Annotated in this window: 24 protein-coding genes; 19 read left to right on the forward strand and 5 right to left on the reverse strand. The window is 72.3% G+C overall.

The window, feature by feature from the left end; all coding sequences use genetic code 11:
• Positions 1–16: 16 nt before the first annotated feature.
• Both P5P86_RS08440 and P5P86_RS08445 read right to left on the reverse strand, forming a co-directional pair.
• Positions 17–1,336 (reverse strand): phytoene desaturase family protein, encoded by a 1,320-nt coding sequence (locus P5P86_RS08440; RefSeq protein ID WP_280610875.1) that lies wholly within the window; start codon positions 1,334–1,336, stop codon positions 17–19.
• A gap of 59 nt (positions 1,337–1,395) precedes the next feature.
• Entirely contained in the window at positions 1,396–1,869 is a 474-nt protein-coding gene (locus P5P86_RS08445; RefSeq protein ID WP_280610876.1) for a YbaK/EbsC family protein, read from the reverse strand.
• A 46-nt stretch (positions 1,870–1,915) separates the two neighbouring features.
• On the opposite strand from P5P86_RS08445, the gene P5P86_RS08450 reads away from it, so the two are divergent.
• The 3 genes from P5P86_RS08450 (at position 1,916) to P5P86_RS08460 (ending at position 3,740) form a co-directional block, all read left to right on the forward strand.
• A complete protein-coding gene (locus tag P5P86_RS08450; RefSeq protein ID WP_280610877.1) occupies positions 1,916–2,428 on the forward strand; it encodes a hypothetical protein in 513 nt (170 codons plus the stop codon).
• A 29-nt stretch (positions 2,429–2,457) separates the two neighbouring features.
• Entirely contained in the window at positions 2,458–3,174 is a 717-nt protein-coding gene (locus tag P5P86_RS08455) for a class I SAM-dependent methyltransferase (protein WP_280610878.1), read from the forward strand.
• Between the two features lie 119 nt (positions 3,175–3,293).
• Positions 3,294–3,740 (forward strand): SCO2097 family morphological protein, encoded by a 447-nt coding sequence (locus tag P5P86_RS08460; RefSeq protein ID WP_280610879.1) that lies wholly within the window; start codon positions 3,294–3,296, stop codon positions 3,738–3,740.
• A 9-nt stretch (positions 3,741–3,749) separates the two neighbouring features.
• Here the strand turns inward: P5P86_RS08460 and P5P86_RS08465 are convergent, their stop codons facing one another.
• From P5P86_RS08465 to P5P86_RS08475, 3 genes are read right to left on the reverse strand one after another with little or no spacing between them, the layout of a single operon-like run.
• Positions 3,750–6,047 (reverse strand): transglutaminase TgpA family protein, encoded by a 2,298-nt coding sequence (locus P5P86_RS08465; protein WP_280610880.1) that lies wholly within the window; start codon positions 6,045–6,047, stop codon positions 3,750–3,752.
• Positions 6,047–7,321 carry a DUF58 domain-containing protein gene (locus tag P5P86_RS08470; protein ID WP_280610881.1) on the reverse strand — a complete coding sequence of 425 codons (1,275 nt, stop codon included), beginning with the start codon at positions 7,319–7,321 and terminating at the stop codon, positions 6,047–6,049. The genes P5P86_RS08465 and P5P86_RS08470 overlap by 1 nt, the downstream gene beginning before the upstream one ends.
• Positions 7,322–7,343: 22 nt before the next feature.
• A complete protein-coding gene (locus P5P86_RS08475) occupies positions 7,344–8,303 on the reverse strand; it encodes an AAA family ATPase (RefSeq protein ID WP_446724928.1) in 960 nt (319 codons plus the stop codon).
• Between the two features lie 252 nt (positions 8,304–8,555).
• Here P5P86_RS08475 and mraZ point away from each other — a divergent pair, with 252 nt between their 5' ends.
• The 16 genes from mraZ to P5P86_RS08555 all read left to right on the forward strand — a co-directional run bounded on the left by mraZ (position 8,556) and on the right by P5P86_RS08555 (position 25,644).
• Entirely contained in the window at positions 8,556–8,972 is a 417-nt protein-coding gene (mraZ, locus tag P5P86_RS08480) for a division/cell wall cluster transcriptional repressor MraZ (RefSeq protein WP_280610882.1), read from the forward strand.
• Positions 8,973–9,213: 241 nt separating this feature from the next.
• Complete coding sequence (rsmH, locus tag P5P86_RS08485) at positions 9,214–10,179, forward strand: 16S rRNA (cytosine(1402)-N(4))-methyltransferase RsmH (protein WP_280611231.1); 966 nt, start codon at positions 9,214–9,216, stop codon at positions 10,177–10,179.
• Entirely contained in the window at positions 10,176–10,781 is a 606-nt protein-coding gene (gene ftsL, locus P5P86_RS08490; protein ID WP_280610883.1) for a cell division protein FtsL, read from the forward strand. The genes rsmH and ftsL overlap by 4 nt, the downstream gene beginning before the upstream one ends.
• A 77-nt stretch (positions 10,782–10,858) precedes the next feature.
• A complete protein-coding gene (locus tag P5P86_RS08495; RefSeq protein ID WP_280610884.1) occupies positions 10,859–12,676 on the forward strand; it encodes a peptidoglycan D,D-transpeptidase FtsI family protein in 1,818 nt (605 codons plus the stop codon).
• A gap of 97 nt (positions 12,677–12,773) precedes the next feature.
• A complete protein-coding gene (locus P5P86_RS08500) occupies positions 12,774–14,399 on the forward strand; it encodes a UDP-N-acetylmuramoyl-L-alanyl-D-glutamate--2,6-diaminopimelate ligase (protein ID WP_280610885.1) in 1,626 nt (541 codons plus the stop codon).
• Positions 14,400–14,478: 79 nt separating this feature from the next.
• A complete protein-coding gene (gene mraY, locus P5P86_RS08505; RefSeq protein ID WP_280610886.1) occupies positions 14,479–15,570 on the forward strand; it encodes a phospho-N-acetylmuramoyl-pentapeptide-transferase in 1,092 nt (363 codons plus the stop codon).
• Complete coding sequence (murD, locus tag P5P86_RS08510) at positions 15,552–17,060, forward strand: UDP-N-acetylmuramoyl-L-alanine--D-glutamate ligase (RefSeq protein ID WP_446724935.1); 1,509 nt, start codon at positions 15,552–15,554, stop codon at positions 17,058–17,060. The genes mraY and murD overlap by 19 nt, the downstream gene beginning before the upstream one ends.
• A 23-nt stretch (positions 17,061–17,083) precedes the next feature.
• A complete protein-coding gene (gene ftsW / locus P5P86_RS08515; RefSeq protein WP_280610888.1) occupies positions 17,084–18,349 on the forward strand; it encodes a putative lipid II flippase FtsW in 1,266 nt (421 codons plus the stop codon).
• Between the two features lie 12 nt (positions 18,350–18,361).
• Positions 18,362–19,438 carry an undecaprenyldiphospho-muramoylpentapeptide beta-N-acetylglucosaminyltransferase gene (gene murG, locus P5P86_RS08520; RefSeq protein WP_280610889.1) on the forward strand — a complete coding sequence of 359 codons (1,077 nt, stop codon included), beginning with the start codon at positions 18,362–18,364 and terminating at the stop codon, positions 19,436–19,438.
• 76 nt (positions 19,439–19,514) lie between these two features.
• Positions 19,515–20,948, forward strand: coding sequence for a UDP-N-acetylmuramate--L-alanine ligase (murC, locus tag P5P86_RS08525; RefSeq protein WP_280610890.1), 1,434 nt, complete (start codon positions 19,515–19,517; stop codon positions 20,946–20,948).
• Positions 20,941–21,720, forward strand: coding sequence for a cell division protein FtsQ/DivIB (locus tag P5P86_RS08530; RefSeq protein ID WP_280610891.1), 780 nt, complete (start codon positions 20,941–20,943; stop codon positions 21,718–21,720). Before murC ends, P5P86_RS08530 begins: the two co-directional genes overlap by 8 nt.
• Before the next feature lie 415 nt (positions 21,721–22,135).
• Positions 22,136–23,335 carry a cell division protein FtsZ gene (ftsZ, locus tag P5P86_RS08535; protein WP_280610892.1) on the forward strand — a complete coding sequence of 400 codons (1,200 nt, stop codon included), beginning with the start codon at positions 22,136–22,138 and terminating at the stop codon, positions 23,333–23,335.
• A gap of 3 nt (positions 23,336–23,338) precedes the next feature.
• The gene (gene pgeF, locus P5P86_RS08540; RefSeq protein ID WP_280610893.1) at positions 23,339–24,046 is read left to right on the forward strand and encodes a peptidoglycan editing factor PgeF; all 708 of its coding nucleotides are present in this window, start codon (positions 23,339–23,341) and stop codon (positions 24,044–24,046) included.
• Complete coding sequence (locus P5P86_RS08545) at positions 24,043–24,744, forward strand: YggS family pyridoxal phosphate-dependent enzyme (protein WP_280610894.1); 702 nt, start codon at positions 24,043–24,045, stop codon at positions 24,742–24,744. The genes pgeF and P5P86_RS08545 overlap by 4 nt, the downstream gene beginning before the upstream one ends.
• A 37-nt stretch (positions 24,745–24,781) precedes the next feature.
• The gene (locus P5P86_RS08550; protein WP_280610895.1) at positions 24,782–25,327 is read left to right on the forward strand and encodes a cell division protein SepF; all 546 of its coding nucleotides are present in this window, start codon (positions 24,782–24,784) and stop codon (positions 25,325–25,327) included.
• A gap of 26 nt (positions 25,328–25,353) precedes the next feature.
• On the forward strand, positions 25,354–25,644 hold the full coding sequence (locus P5P86_RS08555) for a YggT family protein (protein ID WP_280610896.1): 291 nt from the start codon (positions 25,354–25,356) through the stop codon (positions 25,642–25,644).
• The last annotated feature ends 118 nt before the right edge of the window (positions 25,645–25,762 follow it).

The following is a 25,762-nucleotide window of genomic DNA, read 5'->3' on the forward strand; positions in this document are numbered from 1 at the left end:
CCGGGTCGGGCGCGGGTCAGGCCCGCAGGTCGCCCCCGCCGGTGTCGGTGGTCACCGCCTGCGCCACCAGCGCGGCCGAGAGCCCGACGAAGGGCAGCCCCGCGCCGGGCGTGGCATGCGCTCCGGCGGCGTACAGGCCCGGGATCGGGGTGGTCGGACCGAGCCGTCGGCGTACCGTGCCGCGCCCCATCCACGCCGGCCCGTACGGCGACCCGCCCCAGCGACCCACCAGCTCGCGCGGACCGAGATCCACCCGGCTCAGGACGCGGTCGCGGACGTCGAGCCGATGCCGCGCGAGCGCGACGGTGACGTCCTCCAACAGCCGTCCTCGCACGTGCACGGTCCAGGCGTTGCCCGACCCGCGCACGACCAGGAGCGGGTCGCCGTGCAGGACCACTTCCGCGGCCGGCAGCTCGGGGCCGTCCGCCAGGCCGAGGTGGACGATCTGTGGCGGCATCGCGGGGAGCGTCCGCTCGGCGTAGCGCTCGGTGACCGGCAGGCGGCGGGGGTCGATGGCGGCGACGACCATCTCGGTCGCGAGCTCGACCTCGCCGGTGGGACCGCTGAGGGTGACCGCTGCGACCCGGCCCTCGCGCAGCACCACGTCGGTCGCCACGGTGCTCGTGTGCACGTCCACCCCGCGGGTGGCCAGCCGCTGCTCGAGCACCCCGGCCATCTGGAACATCCCGCCGGGCACGCTCCAGGCGCCGAAGCGCTGCTCGAGGTAGTGCACCAGCCCCGCCCAGGCCGGTACGTCGCGCAGGCTGTGGCCCTCGGCCTCGAACGGGAAGCCGGCCACCTGCCGCATCCGCCGGTCCTTGAACCGCCGGCGGATCCGCTTGGCCAGCGTCTCACGGGAGTCGAGCCGCGCGGCCACCTCGCGGGGGAGAGCCGCCGGGGTCCACGGCACCTCGAAGTAGTGCTGGCGCAGCACCTCCCAGTCCTCGGCGTAGGACGCGACGAAGTCGACCCACTGCTTGCCCAGGCCCGTGCCGAGCGTGTCGAACGCCTCTAGCTGCGCAGCTCGGGAGCCGCCCGTCATCTGCACCCTGCTGCGATCCTCGAAGCGGTGCTCGCGGATCACCTGGACCGGTTCCAGGTCCAGCTCGCGTTCCAGCGGCCTGCCCGACTTGCGGAACAGGTCGCGGATCACCGCCGGCAGCAGGGTCATGGTCGGGCCACCGTCCCAGGTGAAGCCGTCCTGCCGGATCGGCTCGAGCGCACCGCCGAGGTGGTCCGACGCCTCCACCAGCGTCACCTCGTGGCCGAGCTTGGCGAGCCGGGCGGCCGCGGCCATCCCGCCGAACCCGCCACCGATCACCACCACACGCGCCATTCGCGGAAGGCTAGCGGGTGCGGAGCGCGCAGCTCACCCGGGCGGTTCGGCAGCAGCGCTCAGTCCACGGTCAGCTCGGTCGCGCCGGTCATCGCGAGCAGCTCCGCATAGGTGGTGGAGAAGACCGCCGCGGGGTGGCCCGCGGCGGCCCACACCACCGGGTAGCGGGCGAGCCAGCGGTCCAGGTACGTCGGGACCGCCGTGGGATGTCCCAGCGGTGACACGCCGCCGATCACCTGACCCGTGTGCTCGCGGACGAACTCGGGGCGGGCGCGCTTCAGCCTCGGCACGCCGATCCGCTCGGCGGCCCGCGCGGTGTCCACCCGATGGGCGCCGGAGGTGAGGATCAGCACCGGCTCTCCGGCCGCCTCGAAGAGCAGGCTGTTCGCGATCGCGCCGACCTCGCAGCCCAGCGCCTCCGCCGCCAGTGCCGCGGTATGGACCGAGTCGGGCAGAATGACGATGTCGCCGGTGCCGCCCCGCTCCTGGTGCGCGGCCCGGAAGATGCTGATCGAGGGATGTTCGCTCGCCACGTCCGGGACCCTACCCAGGCGCGGAGCGGGCCGGAGGAGGAGACACGTGGACGAGAGACCAGTCGAGCTGACCCGCGCGCTGCAGGCTCTGACCGCACTCGTGGTGATCGGTGGCATCACGGTGCTCTTCGTGGTGCTCTTCCGCGACTCGCTGGCTCGGGCGTGGGCCGAGGGCAACCCGGCCACCCGCCACCTGCTCCGCACGCAGGGGCTGGCGGCGGTGCGGGCCGGCACCGTCAAGCCGCCGCACTTCGTCGCGCCGGCCCTCACGCTCTACGTCGTCATGGTCGGCCTGCTGTGGGTGCTCGCGCAGTTCCTGCGCAACGGCTTCGAGTGGGGCCGGATCGGCATCACCGTGCTGCTGCTCGGCTCGGCGGTGGCCAGCGTCGGCGCGATCCTCACCGACCCGCCGGCTCTGTTCGTCGTCTGCACGATCGTGGCGATCATCACCGGCGTGACCTCGCTGGTCCTGATGTGGCTGCCGCCGGTGACGCGCTACATCCACCCGAGTGTGGCGGCACAGCCCGCGCATCCGGCCGTCCCCGCCGCCCGGGGCTGAACGAGAGCAGAGCAGTCGTGGACACCTCGATGAGCACTCCCAGCGAGCGGCGCAGCGTCGCCCGCGAGGCGATCGTGTGGGAGGCGCTGCAGCCGCACCTGCAGGGCGCCCCGCTCGACGTGGTCGACATCGGCGGCGGCACCGGCGGGTTCGCCGTACGGGTGGCCAGGCTCGGGCACCGCGTGACGGTCATCGACCCGAGTCCCGACGCGCTGGCGGCGCTCGACCGCCGGGCCCGCGAGGAGGGTGCCGAGGTCGTCGCCCAGCAGGGCGACCTGGCCGACCTCCTCGGCGTCGTGGGCGCCGAGGGTGCCGACCTCGTGCTGTGTCACGGTGTGCTCGAGCACGTCGCGGACGTCGGCGAGGCGATGCGCAGCCTGCATGACGTGCTGCGTCCCGGTGCCGTGCTGAGCCTGATGGTCGCCCAGCGCACCGCCGCGGTGGTGGCACGTGCCATGGCCGGGCACTTCACCCAGGCGCTGGCGATGCTCGACGATCCCGCGCCGACCGGTCGCGCCGGTCGCCGCTTCACCGCGGGAGAGGCGACAGTGGCAGCGGTCAGCGCGGACTTCGAGGTGCTCGCCGTCCATGGGGTGCGCGTCTTCGCCGACCTCGTCCCGGGGTCCCTGCTCGACCTGGAGACCGGCGCGACGGCGTCGCTGATCGAGCTCGAGCGGGCCGTCTCCCAGCGCGCCGAGTTCCTGCCGCTGGCCTCGCAGCTGCACCTGCTCGCTGCTCGCGCGTGAGTCGTCGGGCCGCGGGGTACCGCTGCCGCCTGGGAGGGCGTCAGGAATTTCACCCCGCCCGCTACCGCCACCGGCTTTGCCTGCCTAGACTTGTCCGCACCGCAACCAAGGAGGATCCGGTGCCGCTGTCGGAAGAGGAGCTGCGACTGCTCGAGCAGATGGAGCGCGCCCTCTCCGCCGAGGATCCCAAGTTCGCCTCCACGCTGCGCGGTCATTCGCTGCGACGCGCCGCCCAGCGGCGCGTGATCATCGCCGGCATCGCCTTCCTGATCGGGGTCGGGCTCCTGATGGCCGGCGTGGTCACGAGCCTGTGGGCGCTGGGCATCGTCGGCTTCCTGATCATGCTCGGTGCCGCGACCGTCGGCCTGACGACCATGCGCGGCCGCTCGCTGCCGTTCGCCGGCCGTGGCCACCAGCAGCACCGTCCGCGCCCCTCCCACGGCTTCACCGTGTTCGACGGCGGCCGCGCCGGTCGCGGTGGGCGGCGCAACCAGCGCAGCAGCGGTACGTTCATGCAGAAGGTCGAGGCCCGCTGGCGTCGTCGACGCGGCGGCTTCGGCTGGTAGAAGCGGCGATCAGCCCACCCGGTCCATCGTCCGATCGGCCGACCCGGTGTCGCGGCGCCCGCGCAGCACCGAGCGCGGCCACCACGCGGCCCGCCGCACCGCCCGTGCCGGCTCGCCCTGCTCGAGCCCGTGCAACACGTCGGTGAGCACCTGGCGGTCGAACGGGTCGCTGGTGGCGGCGTAGCGCTCCCGTTCCACCGCCTCGACCAGCCGGTCGAGAGCGACGTAGCCGTCGTGCGTGCCGAGGTAGCGGTCGAGCAACTGCCGGGTCGCCCGCGGCGAGACGCCGTCGGCCCACGGGATGCCGAGGTCGATGGCGGTGTCACGCATCTCGGACCAGGCCTCCTCGGCCGATCCGCTGCGCAGGCGGGTACGCCGACGCCTGCGGCGTACCGCTCCGGGCAGCGCGACGAGCGCGGCCAGCACCGCGATCAGCGCACCCAGCGCGACCCAGCGCCAGGTGTGGTGGTCGGTGAGTGGGATCGGGCTCGACTTCTCGCCGGCGTTCTGCTGGGCGTTGGCCCGCGGCTTCGCCGTCTGCGCCGTCCGCGGCTGCGCCGACGCGGAGGCGCTGGGAGCCGTGGACGGCTCGGGCGTGACGGCGCTGGGGGCATGGGCGTAGCTGGGCACGACGGTGCCCGAGGCGGGAGTGGGCTCGAACCGGACCCAGCCCGCGCCGGCGAAGTACAGCTCGGGCCACGCGTGCATGTCGTGGCTGGAGTAGACATAGCTGCCGTCGGACTCCCGGGTCGGGCTGAGGAAGCCGACCGCCACCCGCGAGGGGATCCCGAGCGTGCGAGCCATCGCCGCCATCGCCGCGGCGAACTGCTGGCAGTAGCCGGTCTTGCTGTCCGGGCCGGTGCCCAGGAACCGGGCCAGGTCGGTCGCCCCCGAGCCCAGGTCGGTGGCGGTGGAGTAGGTGAACTCGCCGCTGTCGCGGAACCAGCTCTGCAGGGCCACCGCCTGCTCCAGCGGGGTCGTCGCATCGGCGTCCCGGGTGACCTTCTGCGCCAGCTGCGACACGATCGAGGGCAGATCCGCCGGCTGGTCGGTGTAGGTGGCCGAGACCTGGCCCAGGGCGGAGCTCGCGTCGTCCAGCTCGGCGGCGGTGAGGTCGGGCTCGGACTTGACGGCGGTGTAGTCCAGGCCGGCCGTGGTCAGGCCCTTGCCGACCGCGACGAAGTCGTCGGTGTTGGTGTCGTAGCGCCAGTCGCCGGCGGCCTCGATCGCGTCGATCGGCGCCGGGGTGGGCAGCCAGCGCGAGTCGAAGTCCGGGTTCACCGAGATGCTGTAGCGGTGCGTCGTGACGGGCGTCTGCGGGGACAGCCCGGCAATCGGCACCGCGCCGTGCGAGTCCTGCGTCTTGGGGATGCTGCGGTCGCCGGCCGACCACTGGGTGGCGGTGAACCGGGTGAGCACGGCGATCCGCAGGTAGCCCGGATCGGGGTCGTCCGTGCGCACCTGGACCAACGGGACGTCCTGCCCCTGCACCAGGTTGCGCCGTACGTCGACCATCGGGTTCGTCACCGTGACGTGACCGCTGCCCGCACCGCCGCCGAAGCCGTCCAGCCGCACGTGCATGGTCGGGACCGCCAGCGGGACGACGAGGGCCAGCACGGTGGCCGTGCCGCCGACCGCGACAGTGCCGGTGAGCGAGCGGGTGCTGACCTGCGGACCTGGTGGCTCGTCGTCGAGGTGACGCCCCCAGCGCTCGAGCCGATCGCCCTCCGTGACCACCACCTGGGTGAGCCAGCCGGCCACGACCAGGGCGAACAGCCATGGTGAGACGCCGCTGCGAGCGGCGCCGGTGATGCCGACCTCGCTGCTGACCACGCTGATCGGCACGGCCAGGACGGTGAGCAGCACCAGCCCCGCCACCGCGGGCAGCCGGAGGGTGTGGGCGAGCAGGTCCGCCACCACGAAGGCCAGCGCGGCCCCGCAGAGCACGAACGGCAGCACGCCCTGCACCACCGGTACCGGTGGGGCGGAGTGCGCGACCGTGTCGCCGGCGGCGAGGAACGCGTCCTCCAGCCGCAGCCGCGGAACGTGCCGCAGCGGCACCGGGGCGCGGGTGAGCCGGATCGACACCACCGACCAGGCCAGCGCCAGCTGCACCAGCGGGATCACCCAGCGCGGTGTGCGGGTCAGCCGCAGCCCCCAGCCGGCCACCACCACGACGGCGCCGGTCAGGACGATCGCCGCCATGGCGTGGCTGATCCCGACGGTGATGCGACTCCACGAGGCGATCGCGAGCAGGACGGTCGCCGCGGTGAGGAGCGTGAGCAGGAAGTCGCGGGAGGCACGCATCAGCCGACTCCGCCCGCGCGCACAGCCGTCGACGCCCCGGCCCGACCGACCGTCAGTCGCCGCCACGCGGTCTCCAGCCGGTCGCCGGCCCCGAGCGGCGCGGCCTGCCAGCCCTGCTGGGTCAGCAGCACCGTGGCCTCGACCGGGGCAGCGATCTCGCCGGGTTCGGCGGCACCCCAGCCGGCGACGTCGAGGACGAGTGCGAGAGCGGCGGGGGACTGGTTGCGCAGCCGCCGCAGCGCTGCGGTCTCGGTACCGTCCAGGGCGCCGAGCACCGCCACCAGGAGCCCCCCGGCGCCGGGACCGTCGAGCCAGTCCACCTCGATGCCCGTGCTCGGGGCGGTCTGCACCACCGCCAGCGCCTCCAGGAGGGTCGCGGTGCTGGCGGCCTCCACCGAGGGTTGCTGCCACGCCGTGAGGTCGCGGCCGTCGGTGGCGACCAGGCGTACGGCGTACCCGCGCTCGGTCAGGTGCGCCGCCACCGACGCGGCCGCGCTGACGGCGGCCTCGAAGGAGGCAGTGCTGCCGGCGCCACGATGGGCGGCCGTACGCGTGTCGAGCAGCACGGTGGCGCGCGCCTGCCAGTGCTGCTCCTCCCGCCGCACCATCAGCTCGCCGATGCGTGCCGAGCTGCGCCAGTGCACCCGCCGCAGGTCGTCGCCGCGACGGTACTCGCGCACTGTCACGTCCTCGGCGCTCCCGCCGGCGAAGGCCCGCGGCCGGTTGTCGCCGGTGCCGCTGCGAGCGGGCGTCAGGTTGATCCGGTCCAGCGGGACCGTTCGGGGCGTGACGACGAGGGGGGCGGTGGAGGAGAACGCACGCCCCAGCCGGACGAGTCCGAACGGATCGCACACGTTCACTGTCAGCGGGCCCAGCTCGTAGCGTCCGCGCAGCTCCGCGCGAACCTGGTAGTCCAGCTCCCGGCGGCGACCCAGCCGACGCACCACGAAGCGCTGTCGTGCCCCCAGCGTGAACGGCACCGCCTCCTCGAGCAGCAGCGGTGCGGTCGGCAGGGCGCCCTCGTTGCTCACCCGGATCCGTACCCGCACGGGCTGCCCGACCGCCGCGACGGCGGGTACCACCGACCGGGTCAGCGCGAGCCGGTAACGGCTGCGCGCCACCACGATCGCCACCAGCAGCGGCAGCACCACCAGCAGGACGCCGATCCGGGTCAGGCCCGGCTGGCCGAGGATCACGGCACACACGATCGCCGTCACGCCGGCCGCGAGGAAGGCGCGGCCGCGGAGGGTGAGTCCTCGCAGTGCCTCGCGCATCGCTCTCGCTTCGCTTCGTCGATCAGGCCGACGGGACCGGGACGGCGCCGAGCAGGCTGCGCAGCACGTCGGGGACCTGGCGGCCGCCGAGGGCAGCCTCGGCGCTGAGGAGCAGGCGGTGGGTGAGGACCGGCACCGCGAGGCCGCTGAGGTCGTCGGGCAGCACGAAGTCGCGGCCCTGCAGTGCCGCGGCCGCCTTCGCGGCGCGGACCAGGTGCAGGGTGGCGCGGGGCGAGGCGCCCAGGGACAGCTCGTTGGTGGCGCGGGTCGCGCTCACGATGCCGACGGCGTAGCGCTGGACCGGCTCGGAGACGTGCACCTGGTTGACGATGCCGATCAGCTTGCGGATCTCGGCGGCGTCGGTGACCGGCTCGAGGTCGTCGAGCGGGTTGGCTCCGGCGTGCGCCGCGATCATCGCCATCTCGGCTGCCGCCGGCGGGTAGCCGATCGAGACCCGCGCCATGAAGCGGTCGCGCTGCGCCTCGGGCAGCACGTAGGTGCCCTCCATCTCGATCGGGTTCTGGGTGGCGATCACCAGGAACGGCGACTCGAGCTGGTAGGTGGTGGTGTCGACGGTGACCTGGCGCTCCTCCATGCATTCCAGCAGCGCCGACTGGGTCTTGGGGGAGGCCCGGTTGATCTCGTCGCCGACCACGATGTTGGCGAACACGCCGCCGGGCCGGAACTCGAACTCGCGGGTGTTCTGGTTGAACACCGAGACCCCTGTGACGTCGGAGGGCAGCAGGTCGGGGGTGAACTGCACCCGCCGCACGGTGCAGTCGATGGAGCGGGCCAGCGCCTTGGCGAGCTGCGTCTTGCCCACCCCCGGCACGTCCTCGATCAGCAGGTGGCCCTCGGCGAGGAGCACGACCAGGGTCGAGAAGACCACGTCGGACTTGCCCTCGATGACGCGCTCCACGTTGCCCCGGATGCGGCCGGAGACCCGGGCCACGGTCTCCAGGTCGGCGCTCGGCGTACTCACGCCTCAACCGTACGGCGTGGGCGGTGGGGGTGTCTGCCACTCATCGGGCACTCATCGGGCACTCATCGGCCACCCGCGCCGCGACGGGGGCGCACGGGGGCGCACGGGGCGCACGGGGAGGGCGCCACCGCGTGGCCGGGGGTGGCAGGGGGAGCGAAACGCCTGGGATGTGGTTGACGGTGGAGGGAAGTGGAGTAGTGTGGAGCAAAGTGGAGGAAGAGGCCATGGGAGTGGAGGGGCGCCATGTTCTTCATGGGGACTTTCACTCCCAAGCTCGATGAGAAAGGGCGGCTGATCCTCCCGGCCAAGTTCAGGGACCGATTGGCGGAGGGCGTCGTGATCACACGGGGGCAGGAGCGATGCCTGGTCGTGTGGCCCGAGGACGTCTTCTCGGCCGAGGCGGCCCGGGTGATGGCGCAGCCGCGGGAGCTGCGGGGGACGCGTGACGTCACCCGCTCCTTCTTCTCCGGCGCCGACTCCGGGACCCCGGACAAGCAGGGGCGGATCGCCATCGCGCCGCTGCTGCGGGCCTACGCAGGGCTGGAGAAGGACGTCGCCGTGATCGGCGTCGGCGACCGGCTCGAGATCTGGGACCAGGCGCGCTGGTTGGAGTACGACGCCGAGACGGCGGACAAGTTCTCCGACCTCGACGAGGCACCCGTGCAGTAGCAGGACACAACACAACAGCGGATCCGCAGGACGAGGTCTCAGTCCCGCTCTCCCGACTTCTCTGGGGTCACTTCCCCGGCTCCAGAAGAGGTCTCCACGGGGTTCGACGCAACCCCGGGAGCGGGCATGAGACCTGGCTCTGCGGGTCCGCTTTTCGGGTCCGTGTGGCCCGCGCCGAGTCCGAGACACGTTCGACGCCACAGGGAGGTGGGGGAAAGTGGAGCAGCAGCACGTGCCGGTGATGCTCGACCGGATCGTCGACCTGCTCGCTCCCGCTCTCGCCCACGGCACGCCCGAAGCGCCGGCCGTGCTGGTCGATGCCACCACCGGGCACGGCGGCCATGCCGAGGCGGTGCTGCGACGGCTGCCCGGTGTTCGGATCCTCGGGATCGACCGCGACACCTCCGCGCTCACCCTGGCCGGCGAGCGCCTGGCCGGGTTCGGCGAGCGGTGGCGGGGCGTGCACGCGGTGTACGACGAGATCGCCGACGTGCTCGAGGGCCAGGGACTCGACCCGGTCGGGGGCGCCGACGCGGTCCTGTTCGACCTCGGCGTCTCCTCGATGCAGCTCGACCAGCGTGAGCGCGGCTTCGCCTACGCGGAGGACGCTCCGCTCGACATGCGGATGGACGCCACCGGCGGCCTCACCGCCGCCGACGTGCTCAACACCTATTCCGCCGCCGAGCTGACCCGGGTGCTGCGTGACTACGGCGAGGAGAGATTCGCCAAGAAGATCGCTGCAGCGATCGTGCGGCGCCGCGAGGTCGAGCCGTGGAGCACCAGCGGTCCGCTCGTGGAGCTGCTCTACGCGGAGATCCCGGCGCCCGCGCGGCGGACCGGCGGTCACCCGGGCAAGCGCACCTTCCAGGCGCTGCGGATGGAGGTCAACGACGAGCTCGGCGCGCTGCGGCGGGCGCTGCCGGCGTCGCTGGCGGCGATCGGCCCCGGCGGTCGCGTCGTGGTCGAGTCCTACCACTCGCTCGAGGACCGGCTGGTCAAGCAGGCGTTCACCGCGGTGACCCGCCTCGACGTACCGCCGGATCTGCCGTTCGTGCCCGAGGGCATGGAGCCCGACTTCCGACTCCTCACGCGTGGCGCCGAGCAGGCCACGCCCGAGGAGATCGAGCAGAACCCGCGTGCCGCCTCGGTCCGGCTGCGCGCGGTCGAACGCATCAGGACAACATCCACCCGGGGAGCACGCCGATGAGCAACACCGCCGCAGCAGCCGTTCGTTCGGTACGTCGCATCGCGGCCTGGGCGGATCCGGTCGCGCTCCAGCGCGCCCGGCTCACCGTGGTGCCGCGGGTGGGTCGCTCGCGCGCGCCGCGGCTGCCGTTCATCGCGCTGATCACCGCGATCCTGCTCGCCGGCGTGATCGGACTCCTGATGTTCAACACCTCGATGCAGCAGGCGGCCTTCGTGGAGGCGCGGCTGCAGACCCAGGCCGACAACCTCGCCGCGCGCCAGCAGGCGCTCCAGTCCGACCTGCAGCAGCTCGACGACCCGCAGGTGATCGCGGCCAAGGCACAGGCCCACGGCATGGTGATCGCCGGCAGCCCGGCCGTGCTGAACGTGCCGTCGGGGAAGGTGGAGGGCACGCCCGTGCCCGCGACCGCCGACTCCACGCCGCAGCTGTGGGCGCGCAACCCGAAGCCGGCCACGACCGCCCCGAAGGCGAAGCCGATGATGGGGCCGTCGGCGAGCGCCGCGGCGAAGAAGGCTGCCAAGAAGGCTGCGAAGAAGGCTGCGAAGAAGGCTGCCAACAAGGCGGCGCTGAAGGCTGCCGGGGCGAACGCCGCGCAGCACTGAGACGACACGCGGGCGGGCTGCCCTGTGCCGGGGCCGGCGCACGGTAGACAAGTGCTCAACAGTCACACCAGTCACAGATGAGGGATTCAGTGCGCCCCACCGACGAGCGCCGAGGCCTGCGCCGCGGCTCCCCGCACCTGCGGATGCGGATCGGCTTCCTGCTGATCGCGATGGTGCTCTCCCTCTTCGGTGCCCGACTCATCCAGTTGCAGGGCTTCGATCCGCACGCCTACGCCCAGGCCGCCGAGCAGGAGAACCTGCAGCACCAGGTGCTGCCGGCGCAGCGCGGCGAGATCCTCGACCGCAACGGCGAGCCGCTCGCCGACTCCGCCGACGGCTTGATGATCACGGCCGACCCGACCATCACCCAGCAGTACGCCCCGGAGCTGGCCACCCTGCTCGCCAACAAGCTCGACCTGGACTACACCACGACGCTGACGGCGCTGGAGGGCAAGGCGAGCGGCAGCGGTGAGCACTACGTCTATGTCGCGCGCAAGCAGCCCGCCGCGAAGGTGACCGAGGCCGTCGACGCCGCCGAGGCGGCGGGCTACAAGGGTCTCTACACCGCCGACGACCCGATCCGTGAGTACCCGGCCGGTGACGTGGCCGCCAACGTGGTCGGCTTCCTGGGCACGGACGGACCGCTCGCCGGTCTGGAGAAGTCGCTGAACGACCAGCTCGCCGGCAAGGACGGCCACGAGACCTACGAGGTCTCCGGCGGCACCCGGATCCCGCTCGGTGACTCCTCGACCGTCGAGCCGGTCAACGGCACCGACGTGCACACCACGATCGACCGCGAGCTGCAGTGGTACGCCCAGCGGGTGCTGCGCCAGGCCGACGAGAAGGCCGACGCCCTCAACGGCATCGCGATCGTGCAGGACGTCAAGACCGGTGAGATCCTCGCCCTGGCCGACGACCCGACGTTCGACGCCTCGGACCCCGGCGCCTCGCCGAAGGCCGATCGCGGTGCGCGCTCGCTCAACGAGGTCTACGAGCCGGGGTCGGTGGAGAAGATCCTGACGCTCTCAGCCCTGATCGATGCGGGCAAGGTGACCGACCGGACCAAGCTGGTCGTGCCTCCGGACCTGCACCGGCAGGACCGGGTCATCCACGACTGGTGGACCCACGGCACGCTGCGGCTGACCCTGGCCGGTGTCATCGCCAACTCCTCGAACATCGGCACGGTGCTCGCCGCCGACCGCTTCGGTGACGGTCAGCTGCACCAGTACCTCGAGCAGTTCGGCCTCGGTCAGCGGACCAACGTGGGCCTGCTCGGCGAGTCGCCGGGCATCCTGCCCTCCACGACGCAGTGGAACCACCAGATCCAGGACCGCGTCGACTTCGGCCAGTCCGTCTCGGTCAACGCGCTGCAGATGGTCAGCGCCGTCAACGCGGTCGCCAACGGCGGTGTCCGGGTGGATCCCAACATCATCCAGGGCGCTGCCACCACCGACGCGGGGGAGAAGGTCGGCACCGACGAGACCACCAGTCACCGCGTCGTCAGCGCCCGGGCGGCGACCCAGATGATGAAGATGATGGAGCGGGTCCCCGATCCCAAGACCGGCACCGCCCCCGCGACCCAGATCCCCGGCTACCGGGTCGCCGGCAAGACCGGTACGGCGCAGCGGGTGAACCCGGCGTGCACGTGCTACGACGGCAGCCTGACCGTGTCGTACGCCGGCTTCGCGCCCGCCGACAACCCCCGCTTCACCGTCTACGTGGTGGTCAACGACGCCCGCCGCGGCGCGGTCGGCGGCGGCGTCACGGCCGGCCCGGTGTGGCAGAAGATCATGAGCTTCGCGCTGCGTCGCTACGGCGTCGCCCCGACGGACACGACGCCCTCCAACCTGCCGACGATGTGGGGCAAGGGCAACGACAAGCACGGTCGCCCCTGACCCACGCCTGACCTCCTCGCGCTCGCCACGATGCGCGGCCGGACGGGAGGCGGGTCGGTGCGGCCTCGTGCCTGTGCTGGACTAGCCTGAGCCCACCATGAGTCCTGCCGACCGCGAGCGGCGCGAGCATCAGCGCCAGATCGCCAGTACCCGCCCCCAGCGACCGTTGCGGACGCGGGTCGGTGCGCTCGCGGCCGAGATCCTGGCCGAGACCGGCGACCCGATGCTGACCCTCGCGGGCGATCCCGACACAGAGGTCACGGGGATCTCGCTGAGCTCCCAGCGCATCCTGGACGGCGACCTCTACGCCGCCCTACCCGGCAGCCGGGTGCACGGCATCGAGTACGTCGAGGACGCGGTCGAGGCCGGTGCGGTGGCGGTCCTGACCGACCAGGAGGGCATCGAGCGGGTGCGGCCGAACGCACCCGTGCTGGCCGGCGTACCGGTGCTTCTCGCCGACGACCCACGCCGGCTGCTCGGCCGCCTGGCCGCCCGGATCTACGGGGAGCCGGCCACCGAGATGCGCATGATCGGCGTGACCGGGACCCAGGGCAAGACCACCACCACGCGGCTCATCACCGCGGGGCTGGAGGCCGCCGAGGTGCCGGCCGGCGTGATCGGCACGGTCGGCACCCGGGTCGCCGGCCGCGACCTGAGGACGGCGCTGACCACCCCGGAGGCCCCCGACCTGCACGCGCTCTTCGGGGTGATGCGGGAGGCCGGCGTCGAGGCCTGCGCGATGGAGGTCTCCAGCCACGCGCTGGTGATGGGACGGGTCGACGGTGTCGTCTACGACGTGGCCGTCTTCCTCAACCTGGGTCGCGACCACCTCGACTTCCACGCCGACCTCGAGGACTACTACCGCGCCAAGGCCTCCCTCTTCACCCCGCAGCGCGCGCGGCTGGCCCTGATCTGCATCGACGACGAGCACGGTCGCCGGCTCACGCGGGAGACCGACCTCCCGGTCCGCACCTTCTCCGCGCAAGGGGCCAAGGCCGACTGGCGCGCCCGCAACATCCACCTGCAGCCCGAGGGCTCCACCTTCACCGCGGTGGGACCGACCGGACGCTACGACGTGCGCGTGCCGCTGCCGGGCGACTTCAACGTCAGCAACGCGCTCGCGGCGGTGGCGGCGGTGGCCGAGGCCGGGCTCGACGCCGAGGCGTTCGCCGCGGCGCTGGGCGGCTCGGGTGGCGTGCCCGGCCGGCTGGAACGGATCGACGAGGGCCAGGACTTCACCGTCGTCGTCGACTACGCCCACAAGCCCGACGCCGTCGAGGCGGCCATCCGGACGCTGCGCCCGCTCACCGCGGGAAGGATCATCACGGTCCTGGGCGCGGGTGGCGATCGCGACCCGGGCAAGCGGCCCATCATGGGCGAGATCGCCGCACGCCTCTCCGACGTACTCGTGGTGACCGACGACAACCCACGGACCGAGGACCCCGCCGCGATCCGGGCGGCGGTGCTCGCCGGCGCCGCGGAGGGCCGCGCCGAGGTCAGCGAGATCGGCGACCGGCGGGAGGCGATCCTGTCCGCCATCGTCTCGGCCGCCGCAGGCGACATCGTGCTGATCGCCGGCAAGGGGCACGAGAGCGGACAGATCGTGGGCGAGCGGACGCACCCGTTCGACGACCGGGACGTGGCGCGCGAGGTCATCCGCGCACGCCTCGAGGTCGAGGCCGCAGGGGCCGCGCCCGAGAGCAGTCTCACAACCGACGCATAGCCCCGGCGGGGCAGCGACCACCCGGGTCCCGGGTGAGGAAGAATGGCGACGGCCGTGTCAGCGAAGTGAAGGTGGGTGCATGAGAGCGATCCTGTTGAGTGGCGTCATCGCGCTGCTCCTCTCGCTCCTGGGCACCCGGCTGGCCATCCGGCAGTTCACCAAGTGGGGCTACGGCCAGGAGATCCGCGACGACGGCCCGACCAGCCACCACACCAAGCGCGGTACGCCGACGATGGGCGGCGTCGCGATCGTGCTGGCGGCGGTGGTCGCCTACCTGGTGGCCAAGTTCGCCGAGGGCGACGCGCCCAGCGCGAGCGGCTGGTTGCTGATCTTCCTGTTCTTCGGGTGCGCCCTGGTGGGCTTCCTCGACGACTTCATCAAGGTCTTCATGCAGCGCAACCTCGGCCTGCGCAGCGGTGCGAAGATGATCGGCCAGACAGCGGTCGCGGTCATCTTCGGCATCCTGGCCACGATGTTCTTCGCCGACGACCGGGGCGTGCACCCGGCCTCGCGCTACCTCTCGACCATCCACGACTGGGGACCGAAGCTTCCGCTGGTCATCGTGATCGTGCTGATCTGGTTCATCGTCACCGCCACCAGCAACGCGGTGAACCTGACCGACGGCCTGGACGGGCTGGCCACCGGCGTGTCGATGATGGTCTTCGGCGCCTACACCCTGGTCTGCATCTGGCAGAACAACCAGCGTTGCGGCAGCACCAGGCCCAACGTCGACCAGCTGCACTGCTACACCGTGCGCGACCCGCTCGATCTGGCGATCGTGGCCGCCGCCATCACCGGGGCCTGCTTCGGCTTCCTGTGGTGGAACGCCTCCCCGGCGAAGATCTTCATGGGCGACACCGGCTCGCTCGCGCTGGGCGGCGCGCTGGCCGGCTTCGCGATCATGAGCCGCACCGAGCTGCTGATGGCCGTGATTGGCGGCATCTTCGTGCTCGAGACGCTCTCGGTGATCCTGCAGGTCAGCTTCTTCAAGCTGACCAAGCGCAACGGTGGCGCCGGCAGGCGACTGTTCCGGATGACGCCCATCCACCATCACTTCGAGATGCTCGGCTGGGAGCAGGTGACCGTCGTGATCCGGTTCTGGATCATCGCCGGCATCTGCGTGGCCGCCGGCCTCGGACTCTTCTACGGCGCCTGGGTGGCGGTCTCGTGACCCGCTCCGGATCCACCGGCCCGGACCCCGCGGCCCTGGGGCGGCGCGACTCCTGGGAGGGCGTGCGCGCCGTCGTCGCCGGGTTCGGCGTCTCCGGCTTCGCCGCCGCCGACAACCTGCTCCATCTCGGCGCGGAGGTGACGGCGCTCGACGAGTCGACCGGGGACGAGGAGCGTCAGGAGAAGGCCGAGCTGCTCCGGGTGCTGGGCGCCGACGTACGGCTCGGTGCGGGCCAGACGGCGCGGCTGCCCGAGGACGTCGACGTGCTGGTGACCTCTCCCGGGTGGCGGCCGTCGGCGCCGCTGCTGGCGCAGGCCCGCGACCGCGGGATCCCGATCTGGGGCGAGGTGGAGCTGGCCTGGCGGCTGCGCGACACCGGACCCGGCGGCAACGCCGCGCCGTGGCTGGCGGTGACCGGCACGAACGGCAAGACCACGACCGTGCAGATGCTCGACACCATCCTGCGCACCGCCGGCCTGCGCTCGGTCGCCGTCGGCAACGTCGGCCTGCCGATCGTGGAGGCGGTGATGGATCCGGCGCCCTACGACGTCTTCGCGGTCGAGCTCTCCAGCTTCCAGCTGCACTACACGCAGTCGATGGCGGCCGAGAGCGCAGCGGTGCTCAACCTCGCCGAGGACCACCTCGACTGGTACGGCTCGATGGAGGAGTACGCCGCCGACAAGGGCCGTATCTACGAACGTGTCAGCCGGGCGTGCGTCTACAACGCCGCGGACGAGCTCACCCGCCACCTGGTCGAGGAGGCCGAGGTGCAGGAGGGTGCACGGGCGATCGGCTTCACCCTGGGCATGCCCGGCGTCGGCATGGTCGGGGTGGTGGAGGACATCCTGGTCGACCGGGCGTTCATCGCCGAGCGGCAGACGAGCGCTGCCGAGCTGTGCACGATCGACGACCTGGGCCAGGCGCTCGGGCACACCCCGGCACCTCACTACGTGCAGAACGCTCTCGCCGCGGCCGCGCTGGCCCGGGCGCACGGCGTCAGCCCCCGGGCGGTCCGGGACGGGCTGCGTTCCTTCCGCCCCGACGGACACCGGATCGAGACCGTCGCCACTCACGGCGGCATCACCTGGGTGGACGACTCCAAGGCCACCAACCCGCATGCCGCCCAGGCCTCGCTGCAGGCCTACGACCCGGTGGTGTGGATCGCCGGCGGGTTGGCCAAGGGCGCCCATTTCGAGGGGCTGGTGCCGTCGGTGCGCGACCGCCTCCGGGGCGTGGTGCTGATCGGACGTGACCAGGACGTGATCGCCGAGGCTCTTGCGCGACACGCCCCCGATGTCCCGGTGATCGCGCTGCCCGCCGACGAGACTGGTGCCGCAGTCATGGGGCACGCGGTGCAGGCCGCCGCCCGGCTCGCAGTCGCCGGAGACACGGTGCTGCTGGCGCCGGGTTGCGCGAGTCAGGACCAGTTCCGCGACTACAAGGCGCGGGGCGACGCGTTCGTCGCCGCGGTGCGGGACCAGATCAGCTAGCTGTCGAGCGGAGAGGGGGAGCGGTGACCACGGCCAACCCCGAGGAGACCGCCGGCGCCGCCTCTCCCGAGCGGCTCCCGCTCCGCGCGTGGGCCGGCTCGTGGCTCAGCCACCGGCTCACCACGCTCCAGGAGGCGCTCGAGCGGCCGCTGACGTCCTACTACCTGCTGCTCGGCGCCTCGGCGCTGCTGCTGGTCATCGGGCTGATCATGGTGATGAGTGCGTCCAGCGTCTACGCCTACCACTACTACAACGGCGACTCCTACGCCGTGGTCAAGAAGCAGCTGATGTGGGTGCTGCTCGGTCTTCCCGTCGCCTACCTGGCGAGTCGGATGTCGCAGCGCTGGATCCGGCGGCTGGTGTGGCCGGCGTACGTGCTCTCCCTGGGTCTGCTGCTGATGACCGCCTTCATGGGCATCTCGGTCTACGGCAACAAGAACTGGCTGGCGCTGGGCCCGATCCAGATCCAGCCCTCGGAGATCGCCAAGCTCGCCCTGGTGCTGTGGGCCGGGCACATCTATGCACTCAAGGAGCGCCGGCTGCGCAGCGTGCACCACATGATCATGCCGGTCGTGCCCGGCCTGCTGCTGGCCACGATGCTGGTGCTGGTGGGGCACGACCTCGGGACCGCGCTGGTCTTCGGCGCCATCCTGCTCGGTCTGCTCTGGGTCGTCGGCTTCCCGAGCAAGTGGTTCGTCATCGCGTTGCTCGTGGTCGGTTCGGCAGCGCTCTTCTTCGTCGGCATCAGCCACGAGCGCCAGGTGCGCATCGAGAACTTCCTGAACCCGTTCAAGGACTTCCAAGGGGCCGGGTGGCAGGCCGGTCACGGCCTCTACGCGCTCTCCTCCGGCGGGTGGTTCGGCGAGGGGATCGGCGCGTCGCGGCAGAAGTGGGGCCAGTTGCCCGAGGCGCACACCGACTTCATCTTCGCCGTCCTGGGCGAGGAGCTCGGCCTGGTCGGAACGATGCTGGTGATAGGACTGTTCGTGGTGCTCGCCTACGCGGCCATCCGGGTGGCGCGCCAGACCAGCGACCCGTTCGTCCGGTACGTCACCTTCGGCGTGGTGGTGTGGCTGGTGGGGCAGGCGGTGATCAACATCGGGATGGTGCTCGCCTTCCTGCCGGTCATCGGCATCCCGCTGCCCCTGGTCTCCTACGGGGGATCGGCGCTGTTGCCCTCCCTGGTCGCGCTCGGTCTGGTGATCGGCTTCGCCCGCCGCGAGCCGGAGGCCGCCGAGGCGCTCGCGCAGCGCAAGAGGTCCCGTTCGGCCGGCGTCTCGGCCCGGTAGATTTCAAGCACCATGCGCGTCCTTCTCGCCGGCGGCGGCACCGCCGGCCACACCTCGCCCCTGCTCGCCACCGCCGACGCCCTGCGCCGGCTCGAACCCGGCGCGGAGATCACCTGCGTCGGCACGCCGCGAGGCTTGGAGAACGCCGTCGTCCCCGCCGCCGGATACCCGCTCGAGCTCATCCCGCCGGTGCCGCTCCCGCGTGCGCTCAACGCCGAGCTGATGCGGGTGCCGGCCAACCTGCGTCGCGCCGTGCGGGCCGCGCGCGCCGTCCTCGACCGGGTCGAGCCCGACGTCGTCGTCGGGTACGGCGGCTACGTCTCGCTGCCGGTCTACCTGGCCGCCCGCCGCCGCAGGGTGCCGGTGGTGGTGCACGAGCAGAACGCGCTGCCGGGGCTGGCCAACAGGATCGGCGCGCGGGTGGCAGCGCGTGTCGGTGTGAGCTTCCCCGACACCCCGCTCCCGCACGCCGAGTACGTCGGCCTGCCCATCCGCAGGCTGGTCTCCACGCTGGACCGGGCGGCCGTCCGGGCCGAGGCCCGGGCGTTCTTCGGCCTCGACGCCTCGCGTCCCACGGTGGTGGTGACCGGTGGCTCCCAGGGCGCGCGCCGGCTCAACGAGGCGATCACCGCCGCGGCGCCGGTCTTCGCCCACGCCGGCGTGCAGGTGCTGCACGTGGTCGGGCCGAGGAACGAGCTGCCCCGGGTGCCCGCCAGCGGCGTGCCCTACGTCGCCGTCAACTACGTGGACCGGATGGACTACGCCCTCGCGGCCGCCGACCTGATGGTCTGTCGGGCCGGCGCCTCCAGCGTCACCGAGGCCGCTGCCGTCGGCGTACCGGCCGTCTTCGTGCCGCTGGCGATCGGCAACGGCGAGCAGCGGCTCAACGCGCTGCCGGTCGTCGAGGCGGGTGGTGCGCTGCTCGTGCCGGATGCCGAGTTCACCGCCGACTGGGTCGCCGACACGGTCGTGCCGCTCGCCTCGGACGCGGACCGTCTCGCCACGATGGGCGCCAGGGCGAGCGCACTCATCCCGCGCGACGCCGACGAGAAGCTGGCGCGCATCGTGCTGGAGGTGGCGCGGCGATGAGCACGGGGATCGAGCGGATCGTCCGGTCCAGCGGGTCACCCGCGGGCTCGGCGCCCGAAGCGCAGCGGGCCGGTCGATGAGGGTTCCCGTTCCGGAGCGGATCCTCCCGGCCGAGGAGCTCGGCCGGGTGCACTTCGTCGGCATCGGCGGCGCCGGCCTGTCGGCGATCGCCCGGCTGATGCTGGCGCGCGGCATCACCGTCAGCGGATCGGACGGTGTCGCCTCCTCGACGCTCGACCGGCTCCGAGAGGCGGGCGCGACCGTCTTCGTCGGGCACGCCGCCGAGCACGTCCACGGAGCCGACACGCTGGTCGTGTCCACCGCCGTGCGCGAGGACAACCCCGAGATCGTCGAGGCCCGCCGGCTGGGGCTGCGGCTGCTGCCGCGCTCGGCCGGGTTGGCGGCCGTGATGGCCGGCCGCCGTGTGCTGGCGGTCGCCGGCACGCACGGGAAGACGACCACCACCTCGCTGCTGACCGTGGCGCTCCAGGCGGCCGGTGCCGACCCGACGTACGCCGTCGGTGGCGAGCTGTCCGACACCGGTACCAACGCGGGGCAGGGCGGCAGCGACCTGTTCGTGGCCGAGGCCGACGAGAGCGACGGCGCCTTCCTCGTCTACCGCCCGCACGTCGCGGTGGTGACGAACGTGGAGGCCGACCACCTCGACCAGTGGGGCACCGAGGAGGCCTATCAGGAGGCCTTCGCCGAGTTCATCGGCCGGGTCGACCCGGCCGAGCGCGGTGGCCTGGTGGTCGCCTGCGTGGACGACGACGGTGCTGCGGCGCTGCGCTCGGTGGCGACCTCGTTGGGTCGCAGGTTCGTCGGCGTGGGCGAGTCCGACCTGGCCGACGTCCGGGCCGTGGACGTCGTCCTGGAAGGGACCACCTCCTCCTTCACCGTGTTCGACCGGGACGGCGCCGTGGTCCGCGAGCTCGGCCGGATCACCCTGCAGATCCCGGGCAGGCACTACGTCGCCGACGCGCTGGCCGCGCTGACCGTCGGGCTGCGGCTGGGCTACGACTTCGACCGGCTCAAGGCAGGGCTGGAGAGCTTCACGGGCACCCGGCGGCGGATGGAGCGCAAGGGCGAGGCCGCCGGCGTCCGGGTCTACGACTCCTACGCCCATCACCCGGCGGAGATCGCGGGCGACCTGGTGGCGGCCCGGTCCGTCGCCGGAGCCGGTCGGCTGATCGTCGCCTTCCAGCCCCACCTGGTCTCCCGCACCCGGATCTTCGGCGCACAGATGGGCCGCGAGCTCGGCGCCGCCGACGAGGTGGTCGTGCTCGACGTCTACCTCGCGCGGGAGGAGCCCGACCCGGCGGTGACCGGCGCGCTGGTGGCGGATGCGATCCCGCACGAACGCAAGCGACTGGTGGCGAGCCTGGACGAGGCCGCCGCCGCGCTGGCCGACCTCGCGCGACCCGGCGACCTGGTCCTCACCCTCGGTGCCGGCAACGTGACCGAGGTGGGGCCGAAGGTGCTCGAGCTGCTCGGGGAGCGGGGTGCCTAGCCTGCGCCGACGCGCGGGGACCGGCGCCGCCGAGGCCGACACCGCCGAGCGCACCCGCAGGCGGTTCGCCCGGCGGCAGTGGCGTCGCCGCTGGCTCGCCTGGCGGTACGTCGTCGCGGTGCTCGTGGTCCTCCTGCTGGTCGCAGGAGGCCTGTGGGCGGCGTACTTCTCCTCCTGGCTCTCGGTCAAGAGCGTCGACGTCCAGGGGGTCTCGGGTGACACCACGCTGACCTCCGCCCAGATCCGTCGCGCCGCCGACGTGCCGACCGGGGGTCCGCTGCTGCGCGCGAACCTCGCCGCGGTCCAGCGCCGGGTCGCCGCCCTGGCGGCGGTGAAGTCGGTCGACGTGTCGCGGGAGTGGCCCTCCAAGGTCCGGATCGACGTCGTCGAGCGCACCCCCGTCGCGGTGATCGAGATCGGCGGGGCGCTGCACGCGCTGGACGCCGACGGCGTGGTGTTCTCCTCCTACAAGCGCGCACCGAGCGGCCTGCCGAAGGTCTCCACGCCGGCCGGTACCGACGCCTCGGCGCTGCAGCAGGCGGCGGAGGTGGTGACCGCCCTGCCGCGCGACCTCTCCGCCGACGTCGACCACGTCGAGGTCAAGAGCGTCGACGAGATCTCGCTCGCGCTGTCGTCGGGGAAGAACGTGCAGTGGGGGAGCGCATCGGACTCGGCCACGAAGGCCGAGGTGCTGGCGGCGTTGATGAAGGCGAAGCCCGATGCGCGCACCTACGACGTGTCGGTCCCAGGACAGCCTGTCACCTCCGGTTGAGTCGGGCCTCCGTCCCGGTTGAGTCGGGCCTCCGTCCGTGGTGAGTCGGGCCGGGGGCCGCGGGTCGGCCCCTCGCGGCAGGCCTACGGCCGCGCGGCGGCTCGTTCCTCGCCGGCGCGTCCTCCGGCAGCGCCGCTTCGGCGCCGCCCGCTGCCCCCGACCCGGCGCCCCGTCCTCCGGCAGCGTCGCAGACCCGGCCCGGCTCGGCGCGCCACGTCGTACGGCGAATTGTGCGCCAGTCACGAGCGGGCCCGCGTGTCTGCGCGATCTGGCGGGCTGCGCTGCCTAGTGTTCTGATCACGGCGAGGTTGACATAACTATAACCCTCAGGATGAGGGTCAGGGTTGAGAGACTCGCCGGAAGACTTCGGAAGCAACAGCGTCGGCAAGCAAGCGATAAGTGAGGGGCGACCACCGTGGGAGCTGCACAGAACTACCTGGCGATCATCAAGGTCGTCGGCATCGGTGGGGGCGGTGTCAACGCCGTCAACCGCATGATCGAGGTCGGCCTCAAGGGGGTCGAGTTCATCGCGATCAACACCGACGCGCAGGCGCTGCTGATGAGCGATGCCGACGTCAAGCTCGACATCGGTCGCGAGCTGACCCGGGGCCTTGGCGCCGGGGCGCAGCCGCAGGTCGGCGAGAAGGCCGCCGAGGACCACATGGACGAGATCGAGGAGGTCATCAAGGGGGCCGACATGGTCTTCGTGACGGCCGGTGAGGGCGGTGGCACCGGCACCGGCGGTGCCCCGGTCGTCGCCCGGATCGCGCGCAGCCTCGGCGCCCTGACCATCGGTGTCGTCACCCGTCCGTTCGCCTTCGAGGGCGCGCGTCGCCGCAAGTCCGCCGACGAGGGCATCGAGAAGCTCCGCGAGGAGGTCGACACCCTCATCGTCATCCCCAACGACCGGCTGCTGTCGATCTCGGACCGCAACGTCTCGGTCATCGACGCGTTCAAGCAGGCCGACCAGGTGCTGCTCCAGGGCGTCTCGGGCATCACCGACCTGATCACCACGCCCGGCCTGATCAACGTCGACTTCGCCGACGTCAAGGCGGTCATGTCCAACGCCGGCTCCGCGCTCATGGGCATCGGCTCGGCGCGAGGCGAGGACCGGGCCGTCGCTGCCGCCGAGATCGCCGTGGCGAGCCCGCTGCTCGAGGCGAGCATCGACGGGGCGCACGGCGTCCTGCTCTCCATCGCCGGTGGCTCCGACCTCGGTCTGTTCGAGATCCAGGAGGCCGCCGCGCTCGTCGCCGATGCCGTGCACGAGGAGGCGAACATCATCTTCGGCACCATCATCGACGACGCCCTCGGCGACGAGGTCCGGGTGACCGTCATCGCGGCCGGGTTCGACGGTGGCATGCCCAAGAAGCGCGAGACCACCCTGCGCGGCCAGGACACCCGTCCGGCGGCCGCGCAGGCACCCGTACGGCGGGACCAGCAGCCGACTCCGGTCCCCGCCGTTGCCGCGTCCGCTCCGGCGGTGCAGGCACCCCAGCAGGCTGCGGCCCCGGCTGGTCCGTCGACGCCTCCGCCGGCTGCCACGCCGCGCCAGGCGGCTCCGTCGGTCCAGTTCGAGGACGACGACCTGGACGTGCCCGACTTCCTCAAGTGAGCCATGTTCGCGTTCCGTGACACCTGCGACCTCGGTCCGGGCAGCTCCCGGGTCGAGGTCGCGTTCACCGACGCGTCCCTCGATCTTCAGGGCCTGCGCGACGGCTTCCCCGACGCCCTGGCCCGGATCGTCGAGGTCGCCGGTGTGCCGTTCGCCCGCTTGCACCAGGTGCACGGGGACGCGGTGCTCGAGGTGGTCGACGCCGACGTGCCGGCGCCCCGTGCGGCGACACCCGTCGCCGACGCTCTGGTCACCGGTCGCCACGACGTCGGGCTGATGATCCGGGTGGCCGACTGCGTCCCGGTCGTCCTGGCGGACCCGGCGGCCGGCGTCATCGGCGCCGTCCACGCCGGGCGCAAGGGTGTCGCGCTCGACGTCGTCGGCCGAACCGTCGAGCGGATGCGCCACCTCGGGGCGAGCGAGCTGAGGGCGTGGATCGGGCCGCACGTGTGTGGTCGCTGCTACGAGGTGCCCGAGGAGCTGCGCGCGGAGGTCGCGGCCGTCGTGCCGGCCACCTTCGCGGAGACGTCCTGGCACACGCCGTCCCTCGACCTGGGCGCGGGTGTGCGGCACCAGCTCGCGGCCGCCGGTATCGACGGCGAGCGGGTGAGGAGCGTGGAGCGGTGCACGCTCGAGGACGAGCGGCTGCACTCCCATCGCCGCGACGGCGAGCGGTCGGGCCGGCTGGCGGGATTGGTGTGGTTCGGATGAGCGCGCGCGAGCAGGAGCTGGCGAGCCGTCTGGACCGCGTCCGGGAGCGGATCGCCGCCGCTGAGAGCGCTGCCGGCCGGCCTGCCGGGGACGTGGGCCTGGTGGTCGTGACGAAGTTCTTCCCGGCCTCCGACGTACGACTCCTCGCGGCGCTGGGCGTGCGGGAGGTGGGCGAGAACCGGCACCAGGAGGCCCAGGCCAAGGCCGAGGAGTGCGCCGACCTGGACATCGCCTGGCACTTCATCGGGGGGCTGCAGACCAACAAGGCCGCTGCGGTGGCCCGCTACGCCGACGTCGTCGAGTCGGTCGACCGGCCCGAGCTGCTCGCGCGGCTGGACCGAGGCGCCGCCGAGCGCGGCCGTCCGCTGGACGTGCTGCTCCAGGTCAGCCTGGACGCCCCCGACGCCACCCACCGCAGCGGGGCGGCGCCGGAGGTGCTGGCGCAGCTCGCCGAGCAGGTCACGACGTACGACGGGTTGCGGCTGCGCGGCCTGATGGCGGTGGCGCCCCTCGGCGCCGACCCAGCGGAGGCCTTCGCACGGCTCGCCACGATCCGTGCCGGCTTCCTGCACCGGCATCCCGACGCGACCCGGCTCTCGGCCGGGATGAGCGGCGACCTCGAGCAGGCGATCCGCCACGGTGCGACACATGTGCGTGTCGGCTCCGCGGTGCTCGGCTCGAGGCCGGCGGTCAAGTAATGTCCCAGACAGTTCCATACCACCGGAAGGCAACAACATGAGCGGCGCGATGCGCAGGATCGGTGAGTACCTCGGCCTGGTCGAGGACACCGGCCGGTACGACGAGGAGTCCGCCTACGATCGCGGCTACGACCGTCGCGACGAGCGTGGGTACGACCGGGGCTACGAGTCCGATGAGCACGACGGCCGAGCCGTCACCGGCACCCAGGCGCCGCGTGTGCGCGAGCAGCGTCCGGCCCCGGTCGCCGATCTGGCCGAGCGCCGCCGTACGGCGCCCGTGCAGGCCGCACCCGCGCCGATCGAGCTGTCCCGCATCGTCACCGTCACCCCGACGGCCTACAACGAGGCGCGCCTGGTGGGGGAGTCCTACCGTGACGGCATCCCGGTGATCATGAACCTCAGCGACATGGACGACGCCGGCGCCAAGCGGTTGGTGGACTTCGCCGCGGGTCTCGTCTTCGCCACGCGCGGGGACATCGAGCGGGTCACCAACAAGGTCTTCCTGCTCTCACCGCCGAACGTCACCATCGCCGCTGAGGACAAGGCGCGACTGGCCGAGGGTGGGTTCTTCAACCAGAGCTGACGGGCTCCACTAGGGTTACGACCGCTATGCACGCGATCGGCATGATCTTCTACGTCCTCCTGTGGGTCTTCCTCGCCCTGATGTGGATCCGCTTCATCGTGGACTGGGTGCAGGTCTTCGCCCGGTCCTGGGAGCCACGGGGAGCCCTGCTCGTCGTCCTCGAGGGCGTCTACAGCGCCACGGATCCACCGATCAACGCGTTGCGGAAGGTGATCCCGCCGCTGCGGCTCGGTACGGTGGCGCTGGACCTGAGCTTCCTGATCGTGATGCTGGTGGCGTACGTCCTGCTGCAGATCGACGTCAGATACCTGCTCTGAACCGCACCAGGTCCTGCCCCGGGCAGGGATGCAGGGACGGCGGGGGAGTCCGCCCGGTCCGCAAGCGCTAGAGTTTCGACTCGAGCACCATTGTTTTGCAACAACGAGATGAATGGGT

The organism is Nocardioides sp. BP30 (assembly GCF_029873215.1).
GTDB lineage: Bacteria > Actinomycetota > Actinomycetes > Propionibacteriales > Nocardioidaceae > Nocardioides.

Coding starts and splice junctions, on each gene's coding strand:
- P5P86_RS08440 (WP_280610875.1), bottom strand. CDS start 1,336: ATGGCGCGTGTGGTGGTGATCGGTGGCGGGTTCGGCGGGATGGCCGCG.
- P5P86_RS08455 (WP_280610878.1), top strand. CDS start 2,458: ATGAGCACTCCCAGCGAGCGGCGCAGCGTCGCCCGCGAGGCGATCGTG.
- P5P86_RS08465 (WP_280610880.1), bottom strand. CDS start 6,047: ATGCGTGCCTCCCGCGACTTCCTGCTCACGCTCCTCACCGCGGCGACC.
- P5P86_RS08470 (WP_280610881.1), bottom strand. CDS start 7,321: ATGCGCGAGGCACTGCGAGGACTCACCCTCCGCGGCCGCGCCTTCCTC.
- mraZ (WP_280610882.1), top strand. CDS start 8,556: ATGGGGACTTTCACTCCCAAGCTCGATGAGAAAGGGCGGCTGATCCTC.
- rsmH (WP_280611231.1), top strand. CDS start 9,214: ATGCTCGACCGGATCGTCGACCTGCTCGCTCCCGCTCTCGCCCACGGC.
- ftsL (WP_280610883.1), top strand. CDS start 10,176: ATGAGCAACACCGCCGCAGCAGCCGTTCGTTCGGTACGTCGCATCGCG.
- P5P86_RS08495 (WP_280610884.1), top strand. CDS start 10,859: ATGAGGGATTCAGTGCGCCCCACCGACGAGCGCCGAGGCCTGCGCCGC.
- P5P86_RS08500 (WP_280610885.1), top strand. CDS start 12,774: ATGAGTCCTGCCGACCGCGAGCGGCGCGAGCATCAGCGCCAGATCGCC.
- mraY (WP_280610886.1), top strand. CDS start 14,479: ATGAGAGCGATCCTGTTGAGTGGCGTCATCGCGCTGCTCCTCTCGCTC.
- murG (WP_280610889.1), top strand. CDS start 18,362: ATGCGCGTCCTTCTCGCCGGCGGCGGCACCGCCGGCCACACCTCGCCC.
- murC (WP_280610890.1), top strand. CDS start 19,515: ATGAGGGTTCCCGTTCCGGAGCGGATCCTCCCGGCCGAGGAGCTCGGC.
- pgeF (WP_280610893.1), top strand. CDS start 23,339: ATGTTCGCGTTCCGTGACACCTGCGACCTCGGTCCGGGCAGCTCCCGG.
- P5P86_RS08545 (WP_280610894.1), top strand. CDS start 24,043: ATGAGCGCGCGCGAGCAGGAGCTGGCGAGCCGTCTGGACCGCGTCCGG.
- P5P86_RS08550 (WP_280610895.1), top strand. CDS start 24,782: ATGAGCGGCGCGATGCGCAGGATCGGTGAGTACCTCGGCCTGGTCGAG.
- P5P86_RS08555 (WP_280610896.1), top strand. CDS start 25,354: ATGCACGCGATCGGCATGATCTTCTACGTCCTCCTGTGGGTCTTCCTC.